This is a genomic window from Phenylobacterium ferrooxidans (assembly GCF_042714595.1).
Taxonomy (GTDB): Bacteria; Pseudomonadota; Alphaproteobacteria; order Caulobacterales; family Caulobacteraceae; genus Phenylobacterium; species Phenylobacterium ferrooxidans.
In genome coordinates, this window is record NZ_JAOTJD010000014.1 from 1 (window position 1) to 18,466 (window position 18,466).

Annotated in this window: 17 protein-coding genes; 9 read left to right on the top strand and 8 right to left on the bottom strand. The window is 68.7% G+C overall.

Annotation, left to right across the window (positions count from 1 at the left end):
* The 4 genes from OCL97_RS08880 to OCL97_RS08895 all read right to left on the bottom strand — a co-directional run.
* Positions 1 to 188, bottom strand: a 188-nt coding sequence (locus OCL97_RS08880; RefSeq protein ID WP_377369459.1) for a hypothetical protein, incomplete at its 3' end; no start/stop codon positions are given.
* Position 189: 1 nt separating this feature from the next.
* Entirely contained in the window at positions 190 to 1,053 is an 864-nt protein-coding gene (locus OCL97_RS08885) for a hypothetical protein (protein ID WP_377369461.1), read from the bottom strand.
* A gap of 65 nt (positions 1,054 to 1,118) precedes the next feature.
* A complete protein-coding gene (locus OCL97_RS08890) occupies positions 1,119 to 2,144 on the bottom strand; it encodes a hypothetical protein (protein ID WP_377369463.1) in 1,026 nt (341 codons plus the stop codon).
* Positions 2,141 to 4,039: a glycosyltransferase family protein gene (locus OCL97_RS08895; protein ID WP_377369465.1), complete on the bottom strand. Its 1,899-nt coding sequence runs from the start codon at positions 4,037 to 4,039 to the stop codon at positions 2,141 to 2,143. Before OCL97_RS08895 ends, OCL97_RS08890 begins: the two co-directional genes overlap by 4 nt.
* Before the next feature lie 133 nt (positions 4,040 to 4,172).
* On the opposite strand from OCL97_RS08895, the gene OCL97_RS08900 reads away from it, so the two are divergent.
* The 3 genes from OCL97_RS08900 to OCL97_RS08910 are packed head-to-tail and all read left to right on the top strand — an operon-like array spanning position 4,173 to position 9,542.
* Complete coding sequence (locus tag OCL97_RS08900; RefSeq protein ID WP_377369467.1) at positions 4,173 to 5,204, top strand: sulfotransferase family protein; 1,032 nt, start codon at positions 4,173 to 4,175, stop codon at positions 5,202 to 5,204.
* 4 nt (positions 5,205 to 5,208) lie between these two features.
* The gene (locus OCL97_RS08905; protein ID WP_377369469.1) at positions 5,209 to 8,415 is read left to right on the top strand and encodes a glycoside hydrolase family 99-like domain-containing protein; all 3,207 of its coding nucleotides are present in this window, start codon (positions 5,209 to 5,211) and stop codon (positions 8,413 to 8,415) included.
* Entirely contained in the window at positions 8,412 to 9,542 is a 1,131-nt protein-coding gene (locus tag OCL97_RS08910) for a glycosyltransferase family 4 protein (protein ID WP_377369471.1), read from the top strand. Before OCL97_RS08905 ends, OCL97_RS08910 begins: the two co-directional genes overlap by 4 nt.
* Here OCL97_RS08910 and OCL97_RS08915 read toward each other — a convergent pair.
* Together OCL97_RS08915 and OCL97_RS08920 are read right to left on the bottom strand one after the other, a co-directional pair.
* Entirely contained in the window at positions 9,532 to 10,251 is a 720-nt protein-coding gene (locus tag OCL97_RS08915) for a hypothetical protein (protein ID WP_377369473.1), read from the bottom strand. The two genes, OCL97_RS08910 and OCL97_RS08915, sit on opposite strands and share 11 nt — an antisense overlap.
* A 1-nt stretch (position 10,252) precedes the next feature.
* Positions 10,253 to 11,635 (bottom strand): hypothetical protein, encoded by a 1,383-nt coding sequence (locus tag OCL97_RS08920; RefSeq protein ID WP_377369475.1) that lies wholly within the window; start codon positions 11,633 to 11,635, stop codon positions 10,253 to 10,255.
* Positions 11,636 to 11,743: 108 nt separating this feature from the next.
* Between OCL97_RS08920 and OCL97_RS08925 the strand changes: the two genes are divergently transcribed.
* Both OCL97_RS08925 and OCL97_RS08930 read left to right on the top strand, forming a co-directional pair.
* A complete protein-coding gene (locus OCL97_RS08925) occupies positions 11,744 to 12,595 on the top strand; it encodes a GNAT family N-acetyltransferase (protein ID WP_377369477.1) in 852 nt (283 codons plus the stop codon).
* Positions 12,596 to 12,597: 2 nt separating this feature from the next.
* Positions 12,598 to 13,326, top strand: a complete 729-nt coding sequence (locus tag OCL97_RS08930; RefSeq protein ID WP_377369479.1) for a hypothetical protein — start codon at positions 12,598 to 12,600, stop codon at positions 13,324 to 13,326.
* Here the strand turns inward: OCL97_RS08930 and OCL97_RS08935 are convergent.
* Positions 13,301 to 13,663, bottom strand: a complete 363-nt coding sequence (locus OCL97_RS08935) for a DMT family transporter (protein WP_305337616.1) — start codon at positions 13,661 to 13,663, stop codon at positions 13,301 to 13,303. The two genes, OCL97_RS08930 and OCL97_RS08935, sit on opposite strands and share 26 nt — an antisense overlap.
* A complete protein-coding gene (locus tag OCL97_RS08940; protein WP_377369481.1) occupies positions 13,660 to 14,736 on the bottom strand; it encodes a glycosyltransferase family 2 protein in 1,077 nt (358 codons plus the stop codon). The genes OCL97_RS08935 and OCL97_RS08940 overlap by 4 nt, the downstream gene beginning before the upstream one ends.
* Positions 14,737 to 14,839: 103 nt before the next feature.
* Here OCL97_RS08940 and OCL97_RS08945 point away from each other — a divergent pair, with 103 nt between their 5' ends.
* From OCL97_RS08945 to OCL97_RS08960, 4 genes are all read left to right on the top strand, one after another.
* The gene (locus tag OCL97_RS08945) at positions 14,840 to 15,877 is read left to right on the top strand and encodes a GHMP family kinase ATP-binding protein (RefSeq protein ID WP_377369483.1); all 1,038 of its coding nucleotides are present in this window, start codon (positions 14,840 to 14,842) and stop codon (positions 15,875 to 15,877) included.
* 140 nt (positions 15,878 to 16,017) lie between these two features.
* The gene (locus tag OCL97_RS08950; RefSeq protein WP_305337619.1) at positions 16,018 to 16,743 is read left to right on the top strand and encodes a methyltransferase domain-containing protein; all 726 of its coding nucleotides are present in this window, start codon (positions 16,018 to 16,020) and stop codon (positions 16,741 to 16,743) included.
* A gap of 104 nt (positions 16,744 to 16,847) precedes the next feature.
* On the top strand, positions 16,848 to 17,687 hold the full coding sequence (locus OCL97_RS08955) for an ABC transporter permease (RefSeq protein ID WP_305337620.1): 840 nt from the start codon (positions 16,848 to 16,850) through the stop codon (positions 17,685 to 17,687).
* Complete coding sequence (locus tag OCL97_RS08960; protein WP_305337621.1) at positions 17,684 to 18,439, top strand: ABC transporter ATP-binding protein; 756 nt, start codon at positions 17,684 to 17,686, stop codon at positions 18,437 to 18,439. Before OCL97_RS08955 ends, OCL97_RS08960 begins: the two co-directional genes overlap by 4 nt.
* Positions 18,440 to 18,466: the final 27 nt, after the last annotated feature.

Genomic DNA, 18,466 nt, shown 5'->3' on the forward strand with positions numbered 1-18,466 from the left:
GTGCTCTTCCGATCTGCCACCGCCAGCAGGGCGTCGGCCAGGGCCTGGGTGAGGCGTGACCGGGTGATGGCCTCGGCGGCCTCGGCCCGCTGCACCTCCTCGCGCAGCGCTGCATGGCGCAGGGCGAGGCTCTCGACCTTGGCCGCGAGTTCGGGGCCGTCTTCCGTGGAAATGGCGGAGCCGGTCACGTCAGAGCGGAGGAATGACGGGCATCTTCAGGTTCGAGAACCCGTTGTCCAGATGCTCGATCTCCAGGAACCCGGCCGAGCGGCCGAAGGCCTTGTAGATCGAGAAGGTCTTGGCCATCCCCAGGGTCGCGGCGCTCTCCAGCGGCGAGACGAAGCTGACGTCGCGGTCCAGCCAGTGGGGCTGCCGCATCCAGTGGTCGAGCTGGTCCCGGGTCACCGCGAAGTAGCCGGCGTGCGGATTGCGCGCCCGGCGGAACACCGTCTGCCGGCCGAGCGGCGCGGCATAGAGCGTGTTCTCGTCCTGCACATAGGCGTTCATGCGGTCGGCCGCCTGAACGCTCAGGTCGCCGTCGATATAGGTCTTCAGGGTGGGCGCGTTACGGTTCCACTCGATGCGGTTGGGGAACAGCACCCGCTGCGGGCCATAGGTCTGGTTGAACCAGACGATCTTGGAGAAGAAGGTCGGATCGTTGATCCGCAGGTCGTCCTCGCTGAAGACGAACAAGTCGTACTTGCTGGCGTGCTGGCCCATGATCTGCTGGGCGCTGAACCCCAGCATCCGCGGGTTCTCCAGATCAAGCTTGGCCACCTTCACGCCGTAGCGGCGGCAGAAATCCGGCGTCAGCAGGTGCTTCTCGCCGGTGGTCACCGCGACAATGTCGATCTCGTCATCCGAGCCCACCCCGGGCTGAAAGCTCTTGGTCCCCACCTGCAAGGTGGCGGAGGTCCCGAACTGGCCACGATAAGCGCAGATCACCTCCTCGATGGCGCGCAGCCGGTCGTCCCGCTTCCGTTCGCTGGTGGAGCTGTGCTGGGAGTTGGCCTCGGCCGAAAAATAGTGGGCGATGGTGACGAGGATGCGCATCGGAAGGCCTGGCGGGAAGGGAGCGGCACGGTAGGCAAGCGGTGTGGACGGCGCAAGCTGGCGCCTTATCGGGCGAGGCCCTCATTGGCGAGCCAGGCTAGGTAGCCCGCAGCCTCGAAGGGGTTGGGGAAGGCCGTCTGCAGATCAGGTCGGGCCCTGTAGAGCACACGGTGAGGCTTGGCGATCGCGGTTCCATCGCTATAGGCCTCATAGGCCCAGTATCGGTCCGGGATGATGGGATCGGTCGTCTTGGCCACCTCCTCCTTGTACCAGCGCCAGATCTCGTAGACGGCGTGGTTTTCGCCCGCATAGCGTTTGGTCATGGCGTCGCCGGTGGGGCCCAGCTTGGTGAAGTGCCAGAAGCGCAAGGGGTGGCCGTTGACGGTGATCGCCCCGTCCGACCCCACCGCGACCTGGCGCTTGGAGAGGTTCCAGCTGGCCACGTTGTAGCCGGGATCGCGCACCACTTTGACCCTGTCGAACAGGGCCGGGACGTGGTCGCACCAGCGCTGGTCGACGAACAGGCCGTTGGGGATGTCGTCGTAGCAGAAGCTCAGCAGCCGGTCGTTCCACCACTGGCCGAACCTGGCCCCCTCCCCGCCAGCCTTCACCATCACGAATCCGAGGTTGAAGATGCCGGTCTTCGAGGCCGAGAGGTCGTTGTCGAGGATCGCTTCCAGCTCATCGTTGGCGTCGATCAGGTGGGGGGTCAGCAGGATGTCGTTGGTCCCCAGCATCTCTTCCAGCGGCGCCAGGCTGGTGAAGAGGGCCGTATCGGGATCGAGATAGACCACGGCATCCGCGCCGGCGGCGAGCGCCTGGTGCAGGAAGGGGCCTTTCACCGCTGTGCAGACCTCCACCACGTCGTGCTTGAAGAGCCAGGACTGGAAGTTCGGGATGCCGAGATCCTGCGCGTAGACCACCCGGTCGAAGGGCTCGGTGGCCAGGTCCAGCACGAACCCCGGCGGCGGTGCGTCGGTGATCAGCGCCACCCGCTCCCAGTCCGGCTGGTGAACCTTGAGCGTCTGGAACAGCACCCGGGCGCGGTTCAGGTAGGAGAAGGTGAAGCTGGAGAAGCAGACGACCTTCACGAGGCGGGCTCCAGGTCGGCGGTCAAGTTGCTGAACTCCATGTCATAGAGAGGCGGGCGGCGGCGCGCCCGCGCCAGGCTCAGGATCTCGCCGCTCTCGAACATCGCGGTGAGCGCCGCCTCGTTGTCCAGAACCAGGCCGTGGCCGCCCTCGCGGGTGAAGGCGGCGATGTTGCCCGAATCAGGTCCCGTGATGATGGCCGCGCCGGCGGCGGCGGCCTCATAGGCGGTGAGGGAGAAGGTCTCCAGGCAGAGTGACCAGATCATCGCCGCGTCCACCTCCAGGCGCGCCAGTGCGTCGCGCATGGCCATGGGCTCGGTCGCTGTGGCCGAGACCGGATGATGTTCCACGGGCAGGCCACCGACTTTCGACTTCCCCAGATGGAGGAAGACGTAGCGCGGGTCCTTCTCGAAGGCGATGGCCAGGTCGACGAAGAGCGGCCAACCCTTGTGCAGGGACGGCGTGCCCGGGAAGGCCAGCCGAAACGGACCGTCACGGGGCGGGGCGGTCTTGGCGCGCACGGGCGTCAGGCGGGCCAGCGGCGCGACCTGAGCACCCACCGGGTCCATCCAGTCGGCGCCACGCCAGGTGTCCATCACCACCTGGGAGGGAGAGACCACCGTCAGGTCCAGGTGGCGGAACAGCCGGGTGTGCTCGTCGATGTGGCGCTGCCGATAAGGGCCGTAGACGCAGATGCCGCAGGCGGCGCTGCCGGGCGGAGGCGCGCCGCAGTTGACGATATCGTTGCGAAGCAGGTGAACCCCCGCGCAGAGGCTGGTGAAGTCGTGGGTCCAATAGTGGCCGGCGTTGGCCCCGGCGATCCGCACCACGTCGATCACCTCGCGGCTGGAATGGCCCAGCATCGAGTGGATGGCGAAGCTGCGCGCGCCATCGCCCCACCCTGCCAGGGCGGTTCGCAGTCCTGCGATCAGCACCTCGGGACGGAAGGCGCCCACCTCCACCCCGTTCCAGAGGACTCCAAGGGGCGGCCCGTCGAGGCCGGTGGAGACGATGGGCCAGGGCGAGGCCGGATAGACGTGGAGATGGTCGCGACCCAGCTCGACAAATCGTGCGGCCTCGCGCTGCACGCTGGCCTGCACCCCGCCCACCACCGCGGCGTAGTTGTCATGGCTGAAGGTGATGTGCAGATCTCGGCGGCCCGACCGCGATGGCGCCAGGCCAGTGACCAGATCGGCGGCTTCGCTCAGGTCTACCGCGCGGGCCCAGACCTCGCAGTCGGCCAGGCGTTCCTGCAGCGGCCGCAAGCGCGCGACGGCGTCGTGGCGAAACCCCAGCCGGCGGCGCCCGATTCGGCCCTCGCTGCGGCCTTGCGCCAGATAGTGGACGAAGGGCTGCACGCCGGCGGCCGCGACATCGGGATTGAGCTCCAGATAGTCGGCCAGGTGAAAGTCACGCGAGGGATCTCGCCCCTCTTTCCACCCCCGCTGCAGGAAGTGGTCGAGGGGGTCCTGGCCCGAGGCGGCAACGTCGGGCTGATAGAACAGGTAGTAGGCTTCGTCGAACTCGGTGGCGGCCAAGGCCCGGTCGGCGGCGGTCACCGGAAGGTCGGCCTTGCCGTCACGGACCAGCTTGCGGGCCACGAGATAGTCCAGAGCGTGGGCCGAGGCGACCGGCTCGCGGCCCTCGCGGCGACCCGCCGTGAGGTAGTGATAGAACGGGTTGGCCCCGCCTTGGGCGACGTCAGGATAGCGTTCCAGATAGCCGGCGGTGGAAAACCAGGGCGCGGGGTCGCGGCCCTCGCGCCAGCCGGCGGCGGCGTAGTGGGCCACCAGATCGCGGCCCTCGTCGGCGATGTCGGGATAGATCGCGCGGTAGAAGTCGGTGTCCAGGGCCGGACCCAACACCAGCAGGCTACGATCGAGGCCGGCGGCCATGGGACGAAACTCTCCGCGAGGCTGGACCTGTGCCGCAGAACACCGCCTCGATCAACCGCGCCCTTGCCCGCGCGCTCTCGCGGTCATAGAGGCAAGGGTCACGCGCGCCCCCGAAGGCGCCAGATGGGGCCCAATGGCGAGAACGACAACCCGACCGGCCAAGTCCGCGGCCTACCTCGTGTTGGGCATGCACCGGTCCGGCACCTCGGCCGTGACTCAACTCCTGGCTCTGGCCGGAGCCGAGCTGCCGCAAAACGTCATGCCGGGCGACGAGCACAATGCGAAGGGCTACTTCGAGCCCTGGAAGATCGCCCTGTTCAACGACGCGCGCCTGCGCGCCGCTGGCAGCGCCTGGGACGATGTCTTCGCCCTGCCCTACGCGCCCCTGCCCGAGGCCGATGAAGCCGAGTGGACCGCCCGCGCCCTGGCTCTCTATCGCGACGAGTTCGGCGAGGCCCGGTTCCCGCTGCTGAAGGACCCCCGAGTCTCGGTGCTCGGGCCCATGTGGCGTCACGTCCTGGAGACTGTGGGCCTCTCGGCGCGCGTCGTGATTCCGGTCCGTTCGCCGCTGGCGGTGGCAGGGTCCCTGGCCCGGCGCGACGGTTTCCCAGTGGAGAAATCGGTCCTGCTCTGGTGCGTCTACATGCTCGCCGCCGAACTCTATTCCCGCGACCTGCCCCGCGCCTTTGTCTCCTATGACGGCCTGTTGGCCGACTGGCGCGGCGAGGTGGCCCGGATCGAAGCCGCCCATGGCGCGGCCCTGCCCCGGATGAGCCCGCACGCGCAGGCGCAGATCGACCAGTTCCTCACCGGCGACCTGCGCCATAACGCCGGCGGCGGGGACCTCTCGGCGGTGCCCATCGTCGGGCCCCTGGCCAAGACCGTGCATGACTGGTTCGAGGCCGCCTCCGTCGGACCGGCCCCGCCGCTGGCGCCGCTCGAGGCCGCCGCCGTCCAGATCGCGGAACTGAAGGCGCGGATGGGGGTGTTCGTCTCGCCGGTGACCTCGGCCCTGTCGGCCGCCAGCGCCGAGCTGGACGAGGAACGTCAGCAGCGCCAGCGCGAGCGCCTGCACACCCACCAGATCGAGACCGAACTGGCCCTGCTGCGCCGCGAGCGCGCCGCCATCGAGGCCCAGGTCGACGCCATGCTGGCCGCCCGCTGATCCCTTGACCAAGCGCCCCACCCTTAGGAAGCAGGCGGCCGCCGCCGACCTCGCCGCCGAACTTCTGGCGCGCCGCCGGCTGCTGCGCGCCGCCCATGTCGCCCTGGCCCAGGACCGCTGGACCCGCTTCCGGGCCGCCGCCGCCAAGCGCCATTGGGACCGCGAGCGCGGCCGCATGGAGCAGCGGTTCGACCTCACCCTGGCGCGGGGCAAGTGGCCGGGCCGCGTGGCCCTGGTGCTGCGCTCCGGACTCTGGACCTTCGGCCTCGACAAGGGGGTCGGGCGCGAGGGCGGGGAGACCTGTGGCCTGGTGTCCTATGTCCGCGCCGGGCCCGACTCCAACGCCCACCCCAAGGCCCTGTTCGACCAGACCTGGTACATAGAGAAGAACGCCGACCTGGTGGGCACCGCCTGGGCGCCCCTGGCCCACTACCTGGTGGCCGGCGACAAGGAGGGCCGCGATCCGCACCCGCTGTTTGACCTGGCCGACTATCGCTCACGCCACGCGGTCAAGGTCGCCGCCAGCGGCCTGACGGCGCTGCAGCACTTCGTCTTCACCGGCGCCCGCGAGGGCTTCGACCCACATCCGCTGTTTGATCTGCGCCACTATGTCGGCCAGTCCGAAGAGGTGGCGAAGTCCGGCGAGAACCCCTTGCTGCACTATTTGCGCGAGGGCTGGCGGCTGGGCTACGAGCCGCACCCCCTGTTTTCCGGCGCCTGGTATCTGCAACAGAACCCGGACGTCGCCGAGCGCGGCGTTCCGCCCCTGCTCCACTACGTCACCAGCGGCGCGGGCGAGGGTCGGCCACCACACCCGCTGTTCGACACCGGCTGGTACGCCCAGCGCTATCGCGACGCCACGGCGCTCGGCGCCAGCCCGCTGGCCGACTTCCTGGCCCATGGCCTCGAGGGCCGCCGGAACCCCAGCCTGCACTTCGACTCCGCCTTCTATCTGGAGCAGAATCCGCAGGCGCCCGAGAACATCCACGCCATCCTGCACTATCTGAGCGAGGGGGCCTTCGAGGGGGCGTCGCCGGCGCCAGACTTCGACGAACTCACCTATCTGACCGCCAACCCCCAGGCCGCCGACACGCCGATCTCGGCCCTGGAGCACTGGGCGCTCAGCCGTACGCCCAAGCCGGAGCCGGGCGCCGGCCAGATCCGCGCCGGCGGCTCCGACACCGGTCTCTTCGAACAGCTTCGCGCGGCGCGAACCAAGGACGCCAGCCTCTACGATGTCCAGGCCTATCGCGACCTGGCCGCCGAGCGCCGCCGCATGGACCAGGCCCGCAAGGCTGATGTGAAGGTCAAGCCGCTCAAGCTGATCAAGCTCGCCGAAAAGGATCTGGAGAAGGCCGCCGCCGCGCTGGCTTTCCCAGCCACCGCCACGCCGCGCGCCTCCATCGTGATCCCGGCCTACAACAATCTGAAGTTCACCCTGGAGTGCCTGGCCTCGCTGCAGGCCGCCGGGGGACTTGAGAGCGCTGAGATCATCGTCATCGACGACGCGTCGGTCGACGCGACCTCGGCCTTGCTGGCCACGGTCCCGGGCCTGAAGGTTCTGACCAATGCGGAAAACCTCGGCTTCATCCGCACCTGCAACCGGGCGGCCGAAGCCGCCACCGGCGAGTTCGTCATCTTCCTGAACAACGACGTCCAGGTCCGGCCCGGCTGGCTGGCGGCCCTGCTCTCACCCTTCGATGAGGAAACCGGTGTCGGGGCCACCGCCCCCAAGATGCTGTTCCCCGACGGCCGCCTGCAGGAGGCCGGCGCCCGCATCGGCGTCGACGGCGCTTCGGAGATGATCGGCCTGTTCGACGATCCGTCCCTGCCGCGCTGGAACGTGCGGCGCGAGGTGGACTACGCCTCGGGCGCCTGCCTGGCGGTGCGCCGCCAGGTGTTCGCCGACTTGGGCGGTTTCGACATCGCCTTCGCGCCCGCCTATTGCGAGGACGCCGACCTCTGCTTCCGCCTGCGCGAGCGCGGCCTGCGGATCATCTATGAGCCGACCTCGGAGATCGTCCACCACCTGTCGGTGACCGCCAACTCCATCGACGTCGGCTACAAGCACCGGCTGGCGACCCGGAACCAGCAGGCCTTCGTGCAGCGCTGGGGCGAGCGGCTGGAGGCGCTGAACACCGTGCGGACCATCGCCTTCCACCTGCCGCAGTTCCACGCCATCCCCGAGAACGACCGCTGGTGGGGCGCGGGGTTCACCGAGTGGACCAACGTCACCCGGGCCCTGCCCAACTACCGTGGCCACTACCAGCCGCACCTGCCCGCCGATCTGGGCTTCTACGACCTGTCCGACCCCCGCGCCCTGCAGCGCCAGGGAGAACTGGCCGCCCAGTACGGGATCGGCGGCTTCTGCCACTATTTCTACTGGTTCTCCGGCGGACGCCGGGTGCTGGAAAAGCCCCTGGAGTACCTGCTGACCGGGGCGGCCGGCGACTTCCCCTTCTGCCTGTGCTGGGCCAACGAGAACTGGACCCGCACCTGGGATGGCCAGTCCAACGACGTCCTGCTGGCCCAGACCTATGAGGAAGGCGACGCCGAGGCCCTGATCGCCGAGATGGGTCCCTATCTGAAGCGGCCCAACTACATCCGGGTGAACGGCAAGCCGCTGGTGCTGGTGTATCGTCCGGGCCTGCTTCCAGACGCCAAGCTGTGGGCCGCCCACTGGCGCGACTGGTGCGCGAAGAACGGAATCGGCGACATCTACCTGGCCTATGTCGAGAGCTTCGAGATGGCGGGCGGCGGTACCGACCCCACCAGCATCGGCTTCGACGCCAGCGTCGAGTTCCCGCCCGCCGGCTCCCAGGCCCTGATCCATCCTCCGGGCCCGCTCTACAACGCCCGCTTCGAGGGCCGGGTGAACGACTATCGCCAGATCGTGCGCCGCTACATGGCCGAGCCGACCCCGCCCCACACCCGCTTCCGCGGCGCGATTCCCGGCTGGGACAACACCGCGCGCCGCCAGGACAACAGCTGGTCGCACCACCACGCCACGCCCGGCGCCTTCCAGGCCTGGCTGGAGACGATGTTCGCCGAGACTCGGCGGCAGAACTTCGGCGACGAGCGCCTGGTGTTCATCAACGCCTGGAACGAGTGGGCCGAGGGCGCCCACCTGGAGCCCGACCAGCGCTTCGGCCACGGCTGGCTGGAGGCGGTGAAGAACGCGGCCGACGCCGACCTGCTGGACAAGTCATGAGCAGCGACCTGGTCCTGGTCGGCCACCCCTTCTCGGCCATCGGCATGGCCGAGCATGTCCGCTCGGCCTGGCGGGCCTTCAAGGCCGCGGGGGTGACCCCCGGCCTGATCGACATCTACGGCATGGACCGCAACAAGGACCCCGACTTCGAACGCGATTTCGCGCCTCACGTGGTTCCCACGCTCAGCCCCAAGACCAACCTATTCTGCATCAACGCCAACGAGGTGGAGCAGGCGATGGGGGTGCTGGAGGCGACCGGGTCCAAGGCCGCCTTCGAGAGCGCCTACAACATCATCTATCCGGCCTGGGAGCTGGCCAAGTACCCCGAGCCCTGGGCCCGCATCCTGGAGCGGTTCGACGAGATCTGGGCGCCGTCCGACTTCATCGCCCAGGCCATCGCGCCCGCGGTCAGCAAGCCGGTGATCCACATGCCCCTGGCCGTAGAGCTGACCCTGTCAAGCTTCCTGGGCCGCCGGGCCTTCGGCATTCCCGAGCACGCCTTTGTGGTGCTGTTTTCCTTCGACTTCTCGTCCTTCGCCGAGCGCAAGAACCCGCTGGCCATGCTGGAGGCCTTCGAGCGCCTCTGCGCCCTGCGGCCCGCCGCGCCCCTGCACGCCATCGTCAAGTACAAGGGCGGCGACGAGAAGAACCCGGCCCGCAAGGCCCTGGAGGCCCGCCTGGCCGCGCTCGGCGGCCGCGCCCAGGGGATCACCCGCGAGCTCAGCGACAACGAGAACAAGAACCTGATCCGCTGCGCCGACGCCTTCGTGTCTCTGCATCGCTCGGAGGGTTTCGGGCGCGGCCCGGCCGAGGCCATGACCCTGGGCCGCGTCGCCATCGCCACCAACTACTCCGGCAACCTGGACTTCATGACGCCTGAAACCAGCCTGCTGGTGGACTACGACCTGATCCCGGTTCCCGCCGACGCCTACCTGTTCCCCGAGGGTCAGGTCTGGGCCGACGCCCATGTCGACCACGCCGTGCAGCTGATGGCGCGCATGCTGGACGATCCGGCGGAAGCCCGCGCGCTCGGCCGCCGCGCCAGCCGCCACATCCGCACCCACTTCAGCGCCCGGGCCGTGGGCCTTCGCTACACAGCCCGGCTGGACGAGCTGGCTAAGGTGTAGCCGCGGTCTTCGCGGCGGGCTTGGGGTTCGCAGGCGTCAGACCCAGGGCCTCCCGCCCGGGATTTTCCGTCACCGCGATCTGCCGGATCACGAAGGCCCCGCCCGGCGAATCGTCGGTGTCGAGGCGGATCTGGCTGATCAGGGAGGTGGTCCAGTCGTCGCCGCCCCCGGTCGGATGGGCCATGTCAAAGGCCAGGATCAGGGTCTCGTTGACCGCCGGGCTCCCGCCGATCACCGGCCTGGCGAAGAAGGCTTGGCTCTCGGCGTGGTCGACGGTCGAATAGTAGAGCGTCCCGTCCCAGGCTGGGCTGGCCTGTTTGCGGGTCAGGCGCACCAGGACCAGGGATCCGCGCGCGCCGTTGATCTCCAGGCCGCTGGGGGATCGCAGGGCCGGGTCGGGCGCCTGGTTGGTGACCCGCAGGCCGGCGTTCTGCGCGAGGCCGGTGATGCCGCCTGTAAGGACAAAGCCGTCGCTGGCGCCCTCGAAGGTCCACATCCGCACCGACTTCAGGGGGGCGGTCCCCAGGCGGAAGGTCTGCTGGTCGGCGTCCCAGCTGATCGGCTGGACCCGCGTCGTCGGCGCGACCGGCTTTTCCACCGGCAGGCTGGGCCGCGGAACCGGTTCCAGCCGGAGGGTGCGCGGCGCGGGCTTGTCGCAGGCCGCCAGGGTCAGGACGAGGGCCAGGGAGAGAAGGCGTGGGAGGGTCATGTCAGCGCCTCAGCAGGCGGCGAACCTGGGCCACCGGCGGGTCGAGCGCCAGGTAGAGCAGGCCGGTCATGGCCGCCAGGTCGAGAAAGTAGAGGTAGCGGTAGTCACAGGCGATGGAGATCGCCAGGAAGCTCGCCGTGAAGGCCAGGGCCGCCGCCATCAGGGCGATGATCGCCGCGTCGGCGCGATCGCGCCGCAGCAGCAGGGCGCCGGCGGTCAGGACCGCGACCAAGGCGTAGCTCAGATGCGAGAACAGCGGCCCGTCGAGGAACCAGGTGCCGTAGTTGTAGAGGGCGCGGTCCGAGGCGTCCTTGCCCGACGGGATCTCCAGCATCTGCAGCGTGTCGGGCGGCCCTTCGACGCCGACGAACAGCGGCAGGCAGCTATCGATCTTCGGCGTCAGGAACACCCAGCGGAACACGTCGAACCGGTGGGCCAGATAGGCGCCGGGATGGCGCAGCACGATGTCCAGCCACTGGGCGCGAACCACCTTGTCGCTCTGCCGCCACAGCACGCCCCCGACCGCCGGGTCGAGGTCCAGATAGTCGATGCGGACCGGGGTGTAGATCGGCACGCCCCGGGTGCGGATCACCGTCTCGGCCTCCGGGTCGGACGCGTTGAAGACGGTCAGCTTCAGGTTCGGGTCGTGGGCGGCTGCGCCGATGATGTCGTAGTGCTGCAGGATGCGCACGCCGACGCCGCTGGCCTTGTCCGGCCCCGCCTTGGCCGGCTGGGAGGCCACGCCGATCAGGTGGGAGGCCACGATGACCGCCACGAGGGAGCCTAATCCCCAGATCAGGCTGCGCCGCCAGCCCTCGCCACGCACCGTCCAGGCCAGGGTCAGGGCCGCGAAGGGGACGACGATGATCCCGTTCTGGCGGACCTGGGCGGCGAGGGCCAGGGCCAGCAGGGCGCCGGCCAACACGATCCAGGGCGGTTGCCGCACGGGCCAGCTCACACTCGCTCGCGCCAGCAGGAAGAAGCCGGCGATGGCCAGGTTGGCGAACAGCACGTCCTTCCAGACAACACCCTGGAACACCAGGATGATCGGCGAGGCCAGGAACAGCAGGGCCACCGGGACCGCCGCCCAGGACGCCTTCGGACGCAGGCCGCGCAAACCCAGCAGGCTGGCGAACAGCACAAACCCGCTGCCCACCAGATAGAGCGCGGTTCCCGGGACGACGCGGTCGAAGGCGGCCAGCACCGCGGCGTAGGCGGCCGGTCCCCAGGTCTCCCGGGTTCCCATGCGGCCTTCATGGAGCTGGGAAATCGAATCGGGGGAGAGGTGCCCGGGCATGGCCCCGGCCAGCATCACCAGGAAGCCCGCGATCAGCAGGCCGCGCACCACGTCGTCGGCGGTTAGATCCAGACTCCGTCGCGCCATGCGCCCGCTCCCCATCCCCTGAGAGAGGTAGGGCCGGCCGGCCCGTCTGAGAAGGTGCAAAAACCGTGCGTTGCCGCGGCGCAGCGACGCTTCCATGATCAACCTACGATGACGACCGCGCCAAACCTCCAGATTCGGGCTTCCGGCGTCACCGCCGAGCAGCTCGACGCCTATTCGGCCCTGCTGGGAAAGGTGTTCGGCGACGCGCCCAAGTTCACACGCGAGGCCCTGGCCTGGCGCTACCGCGACAACCCCGACGGTCAGGTGGTGGGGTTCGACGCCTGGGACGGCGAGCGTCTTGTCGCCCACTATGTCACCTGCCCCACCACGGCGCGCATCGGCGGCGCCTCGGTCCGCGGGCTGCTGTCGCTGAACACCGCCACCGATCCCGACTATGCCGGCCAGGGCCTGTTCACACGCCTGGCCCAGGCGACCTACGCGGCGGGCGCGGACGCCGGACATGGCTTTGTCATGGGGGTGGCCAACGCCAACTCGACCCCGGGCTTCCTGAAGAAGCTGGACTTCCAGCTGGTCGCGCCCTTGGAGGCCGGGCTGCTCCTGCGCCGGCCGCAGCGATTCGAGGCCGCCGCCGCCGACTTCCGCATCGACTGGACGCCTCGCCGCCTGGCCTGGCGGCTGGCCAATCCCGCCAGCGCCTACGGGGTGCGCGACCGGGACGGCCTGACGGTGATCTCGGCGCCGACCCACCTGCCCCTGGTGACCTGCGTCGGCTTCGTCAGCGAGGGCCTGGTGGAGCCCGGCGGCGCGGCGGGCCTGGCCTCGCTGTTCATCGGGCTGGAGCCGCGGGTGAACCTCGCCGCCCTGGGCTTCCTGCGCCTGCCGCAGCGCCTGCGGCCCTCGCCCCTGAACCTGATCTACCGGCGGCTGGGCGACCCGGCGCTGGAGAGCCTGGATCCGACGGACACAGCCATCGGCTTCCTCGATTTCGACCCCTACTGACCATGGCCATCGTCCACATCCTGGCCCACTTCGACGACGAGTACTTCGCCACGCCGCTGATCCGGCGAGCCGGTGGGGACCAGTGGTTCCTCTATGTCGCCGACTACGCCAGCCCGACCCTCTCGGCGCGCAGGCTGGCCGAATCTCGGACCTATCTGGCGAGCCTGGGTGTTGCGCCTGAGCGGGTGATCCACATCGGTGCGGGTTCCGCCGCCCTCGACGGCCAGGTGCATCGTCACCTGCCGGAGCTGCTCGCGCGCTTGACCGCCCAACTGGAGCAAATCGGCCCCGTCGAGCGCTTTGTGGTCACCGCCTGGGAAGGCGGACACATGGACCACGACGCCTGCGCGGCGTTGGCCGTCTGGGTGGCGGGGAAAACGTCCGTCGACCAGATCACACTCTACAATGGCCCGGGCCTGCCCGGCCGCCTGTTCCGCGCAGGCCTTCCGTTGGCGGACAATGGCCCGATGGTCCGCACGCGGCTGTCGCTCGCCGAATGGATGGCCTTCGCCGCCGGGGTGCGAACCTTTCCTTCCCAGGCCAAGACCTGGCTGGGGCTGTGGCCGGTGATGTTCGCCAGCTATCAGCGCCGAGGCTTCGCCCACCAGCGCCTCGATCCCTCCCGCGTGAGCCAGCGCCCGCACGCGGGCCCCCTGCTCTACGAGCGCATGTACGGGGTGACCTACGCCGAGGTGGCCGCCGCGATCAGGACGGCTTGGCCTGCAGGATGACCAGGAAGCCCGCCAGCATCAGGCCGTAGCCAACGGCGAACTTCCAGCTGGCCGGCTCCTTGAAGATCACCCAGGCCATCAGCGGCACCAGGGCCGAGCCCAGGATCGAAAAAGCGTAGGCGGTCGAGAGCGGCGTGCGGGTCAGGATGTAGAACCAGACCAGCGCCGTCAGTCCGTACCAGCCGAAGGCGCCCATCAGCGGGAAGTTCTTCAGCAGCTTCCAGGGCATGGGCCCGGCGATCTGGGCCTGATAGAGGGCCGCCCACTTGAACAGCAGCTGGCCGATGGGCAGGGCCACGGCGAATCCCGCGCAGAGCAGGTAGTCCAGCGCCTTCACTTGATGTGCTCGCCGGCTTCCATCTGGCGGATGGTGCGCAGATAGGGGTGGATCGGCCGCGACGGAGTGTTGAGCACGTCGAAGTTCATGGCCTGCAGCAGCATCTGGGTGCCGACGATCACCGGCAGGGCGGCGGCCATCACCACGCCGGCCGAGGCCGTCTGGCTCGGGTCCCGCGTCGCCAGCCAATGGAGGCCGTAGGTCGCGCCGAAGATCAGGAATATGGCGCCGAAGATCAGCTCCAGCGTGGCGGCGTGGAAGTCGCGCACGAAGTACTGGCCCATCACCCGCTGGCAGAAGTTGGTGAGGTGCTTCAGCGCGAAGGGGCCCACGATGGCCCCGATCCGCAGGTTGCTGACCTCCTCGCCGTAGCGGGCCGGAATCGGCACGTCTCGCACCACCGCCCTCAGGGTGCCCAGGTGATAGAGCAGGTCGGTCTCGAAGAAGAAGCGCTGGGAGATGCGCTTCTCCATCACCCGGTCGGCGACGCAGCCCTCGATGGCGGTGAAGCCGTTGGTGGGGTCAAAGACGTTCCAGTAGCCGGTGGAGACCTTGGCCGCGAAGCTCAGCGCGGCGTTTCCAAAGACCCGCACGCCCGGCATCGACTTCAGGTGGCTGATGGAGGTGAAGCGGTTGCCCTTGGTGTAGTCGGCCTCGCCCAGCAGGATAGGCGCCACCAGGTGGGGGATGTAGCCCAGGTCCATCTGGTCATCGCCATCCACCTTGACCAGGACGCGGGCGCCGCGGCGGATGGCCTCGGCATAGCCCGCCAGCACCGCCCCGCCGACGCCGCGGTTCTTCGACAGCCGCACCACGACAACGCGGGGGTCGGCCTTGGCCGCCTCGATGAAGTCGCCGGACCTATCGGGACAGCCATCGTCGACGCAGACGATGCCCTCGGCCCACACCGGGACCTTGGCGATCACCTTCAGGATATGGTCGCGGACCCGGTAGCAGGGGATGACGATCCAGGTCCCGGAGTCTTCCAGGCTGGGCAGGCCCGACGCGGGCGCGAGGAAGGGCCGGGCCGAACGGGCCTGGACCATCACGGCGTCGGATTCGGTCGGCGGCATCGAGAGCTTCCTTCCCCGGTCGGATACACGGCTCCTGGCAGGTTGCAAAGCGCCCGGCCTGCGACTACCCCGAGGGGGCAACGTCCACCAACCGGCGAGACTCATGCCCCACGACCTGGTGCGCGCCCGCGCACCGCTCCGGCTCGGCTTTGGCGGTGGCAGCACCGACGTCTCCCCCTATTGCGACGAGCATGGCGGCGTGGTGCTGAACGCGGCCATCGACCTGTTCGCCCATGTCAGCCTGGAGCGCCGCACCGATGGCCAGGTCCGTCTGGTGGCCGCCGACCGCGAGCATTTCTGGAACGGAGCGGCGGAGAGCCCCCTGCCCACCGACGAGCCCCTGCGGCTGTTGAAGGGGGTCTATAACCGCTTCATGGCCGAACATGCCGGCGGCCAGGCCATCCCGATGACCCTGACCACCTATGCCGACTGCCCGCCGGGCTCGGGCCTGGGCAGTTCGTCGGCCCTGGTGGTGGCCATGGTGGAGGCCTTCCGGCGGTTCCTCGGGATCGAGATGACGCCGCACGCCGTGGCGGCCCTGGCCTATGACATCGAGCGCCGCGACCTCGGCCTGGCCGGCGGCCATCAGGACCAGTACGCCGCGGCCTTCGGTGGCCTGAACGTCATGCACTTCCATGCCGAAGACCGCGTGGACGTCGAGCCGGTGAGCGTCGATCCCACGGTGATGAAGGAGCTGGAGGCGTCCCTTGTCCTCTACTTCACCGGCGTGTCGCGGGAGTCGGCCTCGATCATCGAGGAGCAGACCGCCAACATGCGCGCCCAGGCTCCGGCCTCCCTGCAGGCGCTGCACGACATCAAGGCCAGCGCCTATGCGATGCGGCAGGCCCTGACGGCCGGCGACCTGCAGCGGTTCGGCCAGCTGCTGGATTCAGGCTGGGCGGCCAAGAAGCTGACAGCCACCAAGATGTCCTCGGCCCGGATCGACGAGGTCTATGCCGAGGCCAAGGCCTTCGGCGCCTTTGGCGGCAAGGTCTCCGGCGCCGGCGGCGGGGGCTTCATGATGTTCCTGATCGACCCCACCAAGCGCGATGGCTTGAAGCGCCTGCTCACCAACTTCGGCGGCGCGGCCCAGTCGGCGCGCTTCACCGGGACCGGCGTCGAATCCTGGGTGGTGCGGTGAGCCCGGAAAACCGACCAGCGCGAGACAGCCGGAAGTGGATGCCGGTTCCGGCGCCCGTCGCGCGCCAAAGCAAGAACCCAGAGCCTTTTGGAGAGGCTCGAATGTTTCCATTCGAGCCCAAAAGGCTCTAGAGCCGAGGCGTGAAAGAGCTTTCGAAATCCATCGTCCGGCGCATGGCCGACCCCAACTTCGCCCGACGCTGGTTCGTGGGCGAGGGCCTCGACATCGGCGGCAAGCCCGATCCCCTGTCTCTCTATGCGTCCTTCTTCCCCGCGCTCACCGGCGTGCGGATCTGGGACTGGGAGGACGGCGACGCCCAGCAGCTGGCCGGCCTGGCCCCCGAGAGCCTGGATTTCGTCCATTCCAGCCACTGCCTGGAGCATCTGGTGGACCCGCGCGAGGGTCTCGCCTCCTGGTTCCGGGTGCTCAAGCCCGGCGGCTTCCTGGTGGTGACCGTCCCCGACGAGGACCTCTATGAGCAGGGCGTCTTCCCCTCGACCCACAACCGCGACCACAAGTGGACCTTCACGGTGCTGAAGGCCCGCTCCTGGAGCGACAGGTCCATCAATCTGGTGGAGCTGCTGTCGGGCCTGGGCGAGGCCGCCGACATCGAGCGGCTGGTCCTGCTGAATTCCACCTTCCGCTATGACCTGCCGCGTTTCGACCAGACGCTCACCCCCATCGGCGAGTGCGGGATCGAGTTCGTGGTCCGCAAGCGCACCGCCCGCGAGCTGGCCTATGGCGGCCTGGTCCGCGACACTGTCCAGCCCTCGCCCGCCGAGCGCCGCCACTTCAACCAGTACCGCGCCGACCACGCGCACATGAAGACCAGCCCCCCGCCCTTCGAGGACGAGAGCGACCTCTAACCCATCGGGCGATTTCCATCCGATTTCGGCGGGAATCCCGGTCCCGCGCCACGCTTGCGCCGCAAAATGCGACCTGTTACCAGCGGCCTCGGTCGGGAGAGTTGATGCAAATCGCGGAACACATGCTGCGCACGGGTCGCCACGGGACCCTGCACGAGTTCGGCATGGCGTTCGCCGACCTCAAGGCGTCGACGAAGCGCATCGGCCTGGCCTGGTCCCTGGCCTGGCACGACATCGTCTCGCGCTACCGCGGCTCGATCCTCGGCCCCTTCTGGATCACCCTGTCCATGGGCCTGATGGTCCTGGGCATGGGCTTTCTCTACGCCGAGATCTTCAAGGTTCCGATCCAGCGGTACATGCCGTTCGTGGCGCTTGGCATCGTCTTCTGGGGCGTCATCGTCGGCGTCATCACCGAGGGCTGCGACACCTTCGTCCAGGCCTCCGGCATGCTCAGCCAGACCTCGCTGCCCATGTTCACCTTCGTCTGGCGCACGGTGCTGCGCAATCTGATCACCCTGGCCCACCACATGGTGATCGTGGTGGCGGTGCTGGTCTGGTTCGGCTTCTGGAAGGTGGCCAATGTGCCCATGGCGCTGCTGGGCCTGTTCCTGGTGCTGCTCAACGTCTCCTGGGCCAGCATGGCGGTGGGCATCGCCTCGGCTCGTTTCCGCGACGTGCCGCAGATTGTCGGTTCGATCATGCAGTTCGCCATGTTCATGACCCCGATCTTCTGGGAGCCGGGCCGCATGAGCGGCGGACGCGGCCACGCCCTGCTGGTGCTGAATCCCTTTTTCCACATGATCGACGGCATCCGCGCGCCCCTCATGGGCGGCGAGACCGGCTCGGGCACCTACCCGATCCTGGCCCTGCTGGCGGTGGTGGGATGGCTCGGCGTCTTCACCGTCTTTACCCTGACGCGGCGCCGGATCGTCCACTACCTATGAAGGGTCCGCAGGTCTCCATCACGGTCAGCGACCTGACCATGCGCTTCCCCGTCTACGGGGTGGACGCCAAGTCGCTGAAGAAGAGCCTGGCGACGGTCACCGTGGGCGGCCGGCTGGGCTCCTCGCTCACCGGCGCCACCGAGGTCACGGCGCTCTCCAAGGTCAATATCAAACTCAAGGCCGGCGACAGGCTGGGGCTGATCGGCCACAACGGCTCGGGCAAGACCACCCTGCTCCGGGCCCTGTCGGGCGCCTATGAGCCGGACGAGGGCCAGATCGAAATCCACGGCCAGATCGCCTCCCTGCTGGACCTCAACCTCGGCATCGATCCGTCGGCCACCGGCCTGGACAATATCCGCCTGCGGGGCCGCATCGCCGGCCTGAGCGCCCGCGAGATCGAGGACAAGCTGGAGGAGATCGGCGAGTTCACCGGTCTTGGCCCCTTCCTGGCTATGCCGCTGAAGACCTATTCCGCCGGCATGCAAGCCCGCCTGGCCTTCGCCGTGGCCACCGCCGTGGACGCCGACGTCCTGCTGATGGACGAATGGATCGCCGTCGGCGACGCGCAGTTCCAGAAGATCGCCCACAAGCGGCTGCTGTCGCTGATGGAGCGGGCCGGCATCCTGGTGCTGGCGTCGCACGACATCGACCTGATCCGCCTCTATTGCAACAAGGTCATGGTGATGAAGGGCGGCGTCGCCTCCCCCGTCACCCATGTGAAGAACCTGGACGACCTGCTCGCCGACGCCTGACGCGAGGGCGGGCGACTGCTAGACAAG

Excerpts from the sequence above, each read along its gene's own strand:
- OCL97_RS08885 (WP_377369461.1), bottom strand. The coding sequence starts at position 1,053 with ATGCGCATCCTCGTCACCATCGCCCACTATTTTTCGGCCGAGGCCAAC.
- OCL97_RS08895 (WP_377369465.1), bottom strand. The coding sequence starts at position 4,039 with ATGGCCGCCGGCCTCGATCGTAGCCTGCTGGTGTTGGGTCCGGCCCTG.
- OCL97_RS08900 (WP_377369467.1), top strand. The coding sequence starts at position 4,173 with ATGGCGAGAACGACAACCCGACCGGCCAAGTCCGCGGCCTACCTCGTG.
- OCL97_RS08910 (WP_377369471.1), top strand. The coding sequence starts at position 8,412 with ATGAGCAGCGACCTGGTCCTGGTCGGCCACCCCTTCTCGGCCATCGGC.
- OCL97_RS08915 (WP_377369473.1), bottom strand. The coding sequence starts at position 10,251 with ATGACCCTCCCACGCCTTCTCTCCCTGGCCCTCGTCCTGACCCTGGCG.
- OCL97_RS08920 (WP_377369475.1), bottom strand. The coding sequence starts at position 11,635 with ATGGCGCGACGGAGTCTGGATCTAACCGCCGACGACGTGGTGCGCGGC.
- OCL97_RS08925 (WP_377369477.1), top strand. The coding sequence starts at position 11,744 with ATGACGACCGCGCCAAACCTCCAGATTCGGGCTTCCGGCGTCACCGCC.
- OCL97_RS08930 (WP_377369479.1), top strand. The coding sequence starts at position 12,598 with ATGGCCATCGTCCACATCCTGGCCCACTTCGACGACGAGTACTTCGCC.
- OCL97_RS08940 (WP_377369481.1), bottom strand. The coding sequence starts at position 14,736 with ATGCCGCCGACCGAATCCGACGCCGTGATGGTCCAGGCCCGTTCGGCC.
- OCL97_RS08945 (WP_377369483.1), top strand. The coding sequence starts at position 14,840 with ATGCCCCACGACCTGGTGCGCGCCCGCGCACCGCTCCGGCTCGGCTTT.
- OCL97_RS08955 (WP_305337620.1), top strand. The coding sequence starts at position 16,848 with ATGCAAATCGCGGAACACATGCTGCGCACGGGTCGCCACGGGACCCTG.
- OCL97_RS08960 (WP_305337621.1), top strand. The coding sequence starts at position 17,684 with ATGAAGGGTCCGCAGGTCTCCATCACGGTCAGCGACCTGACCATGCGC.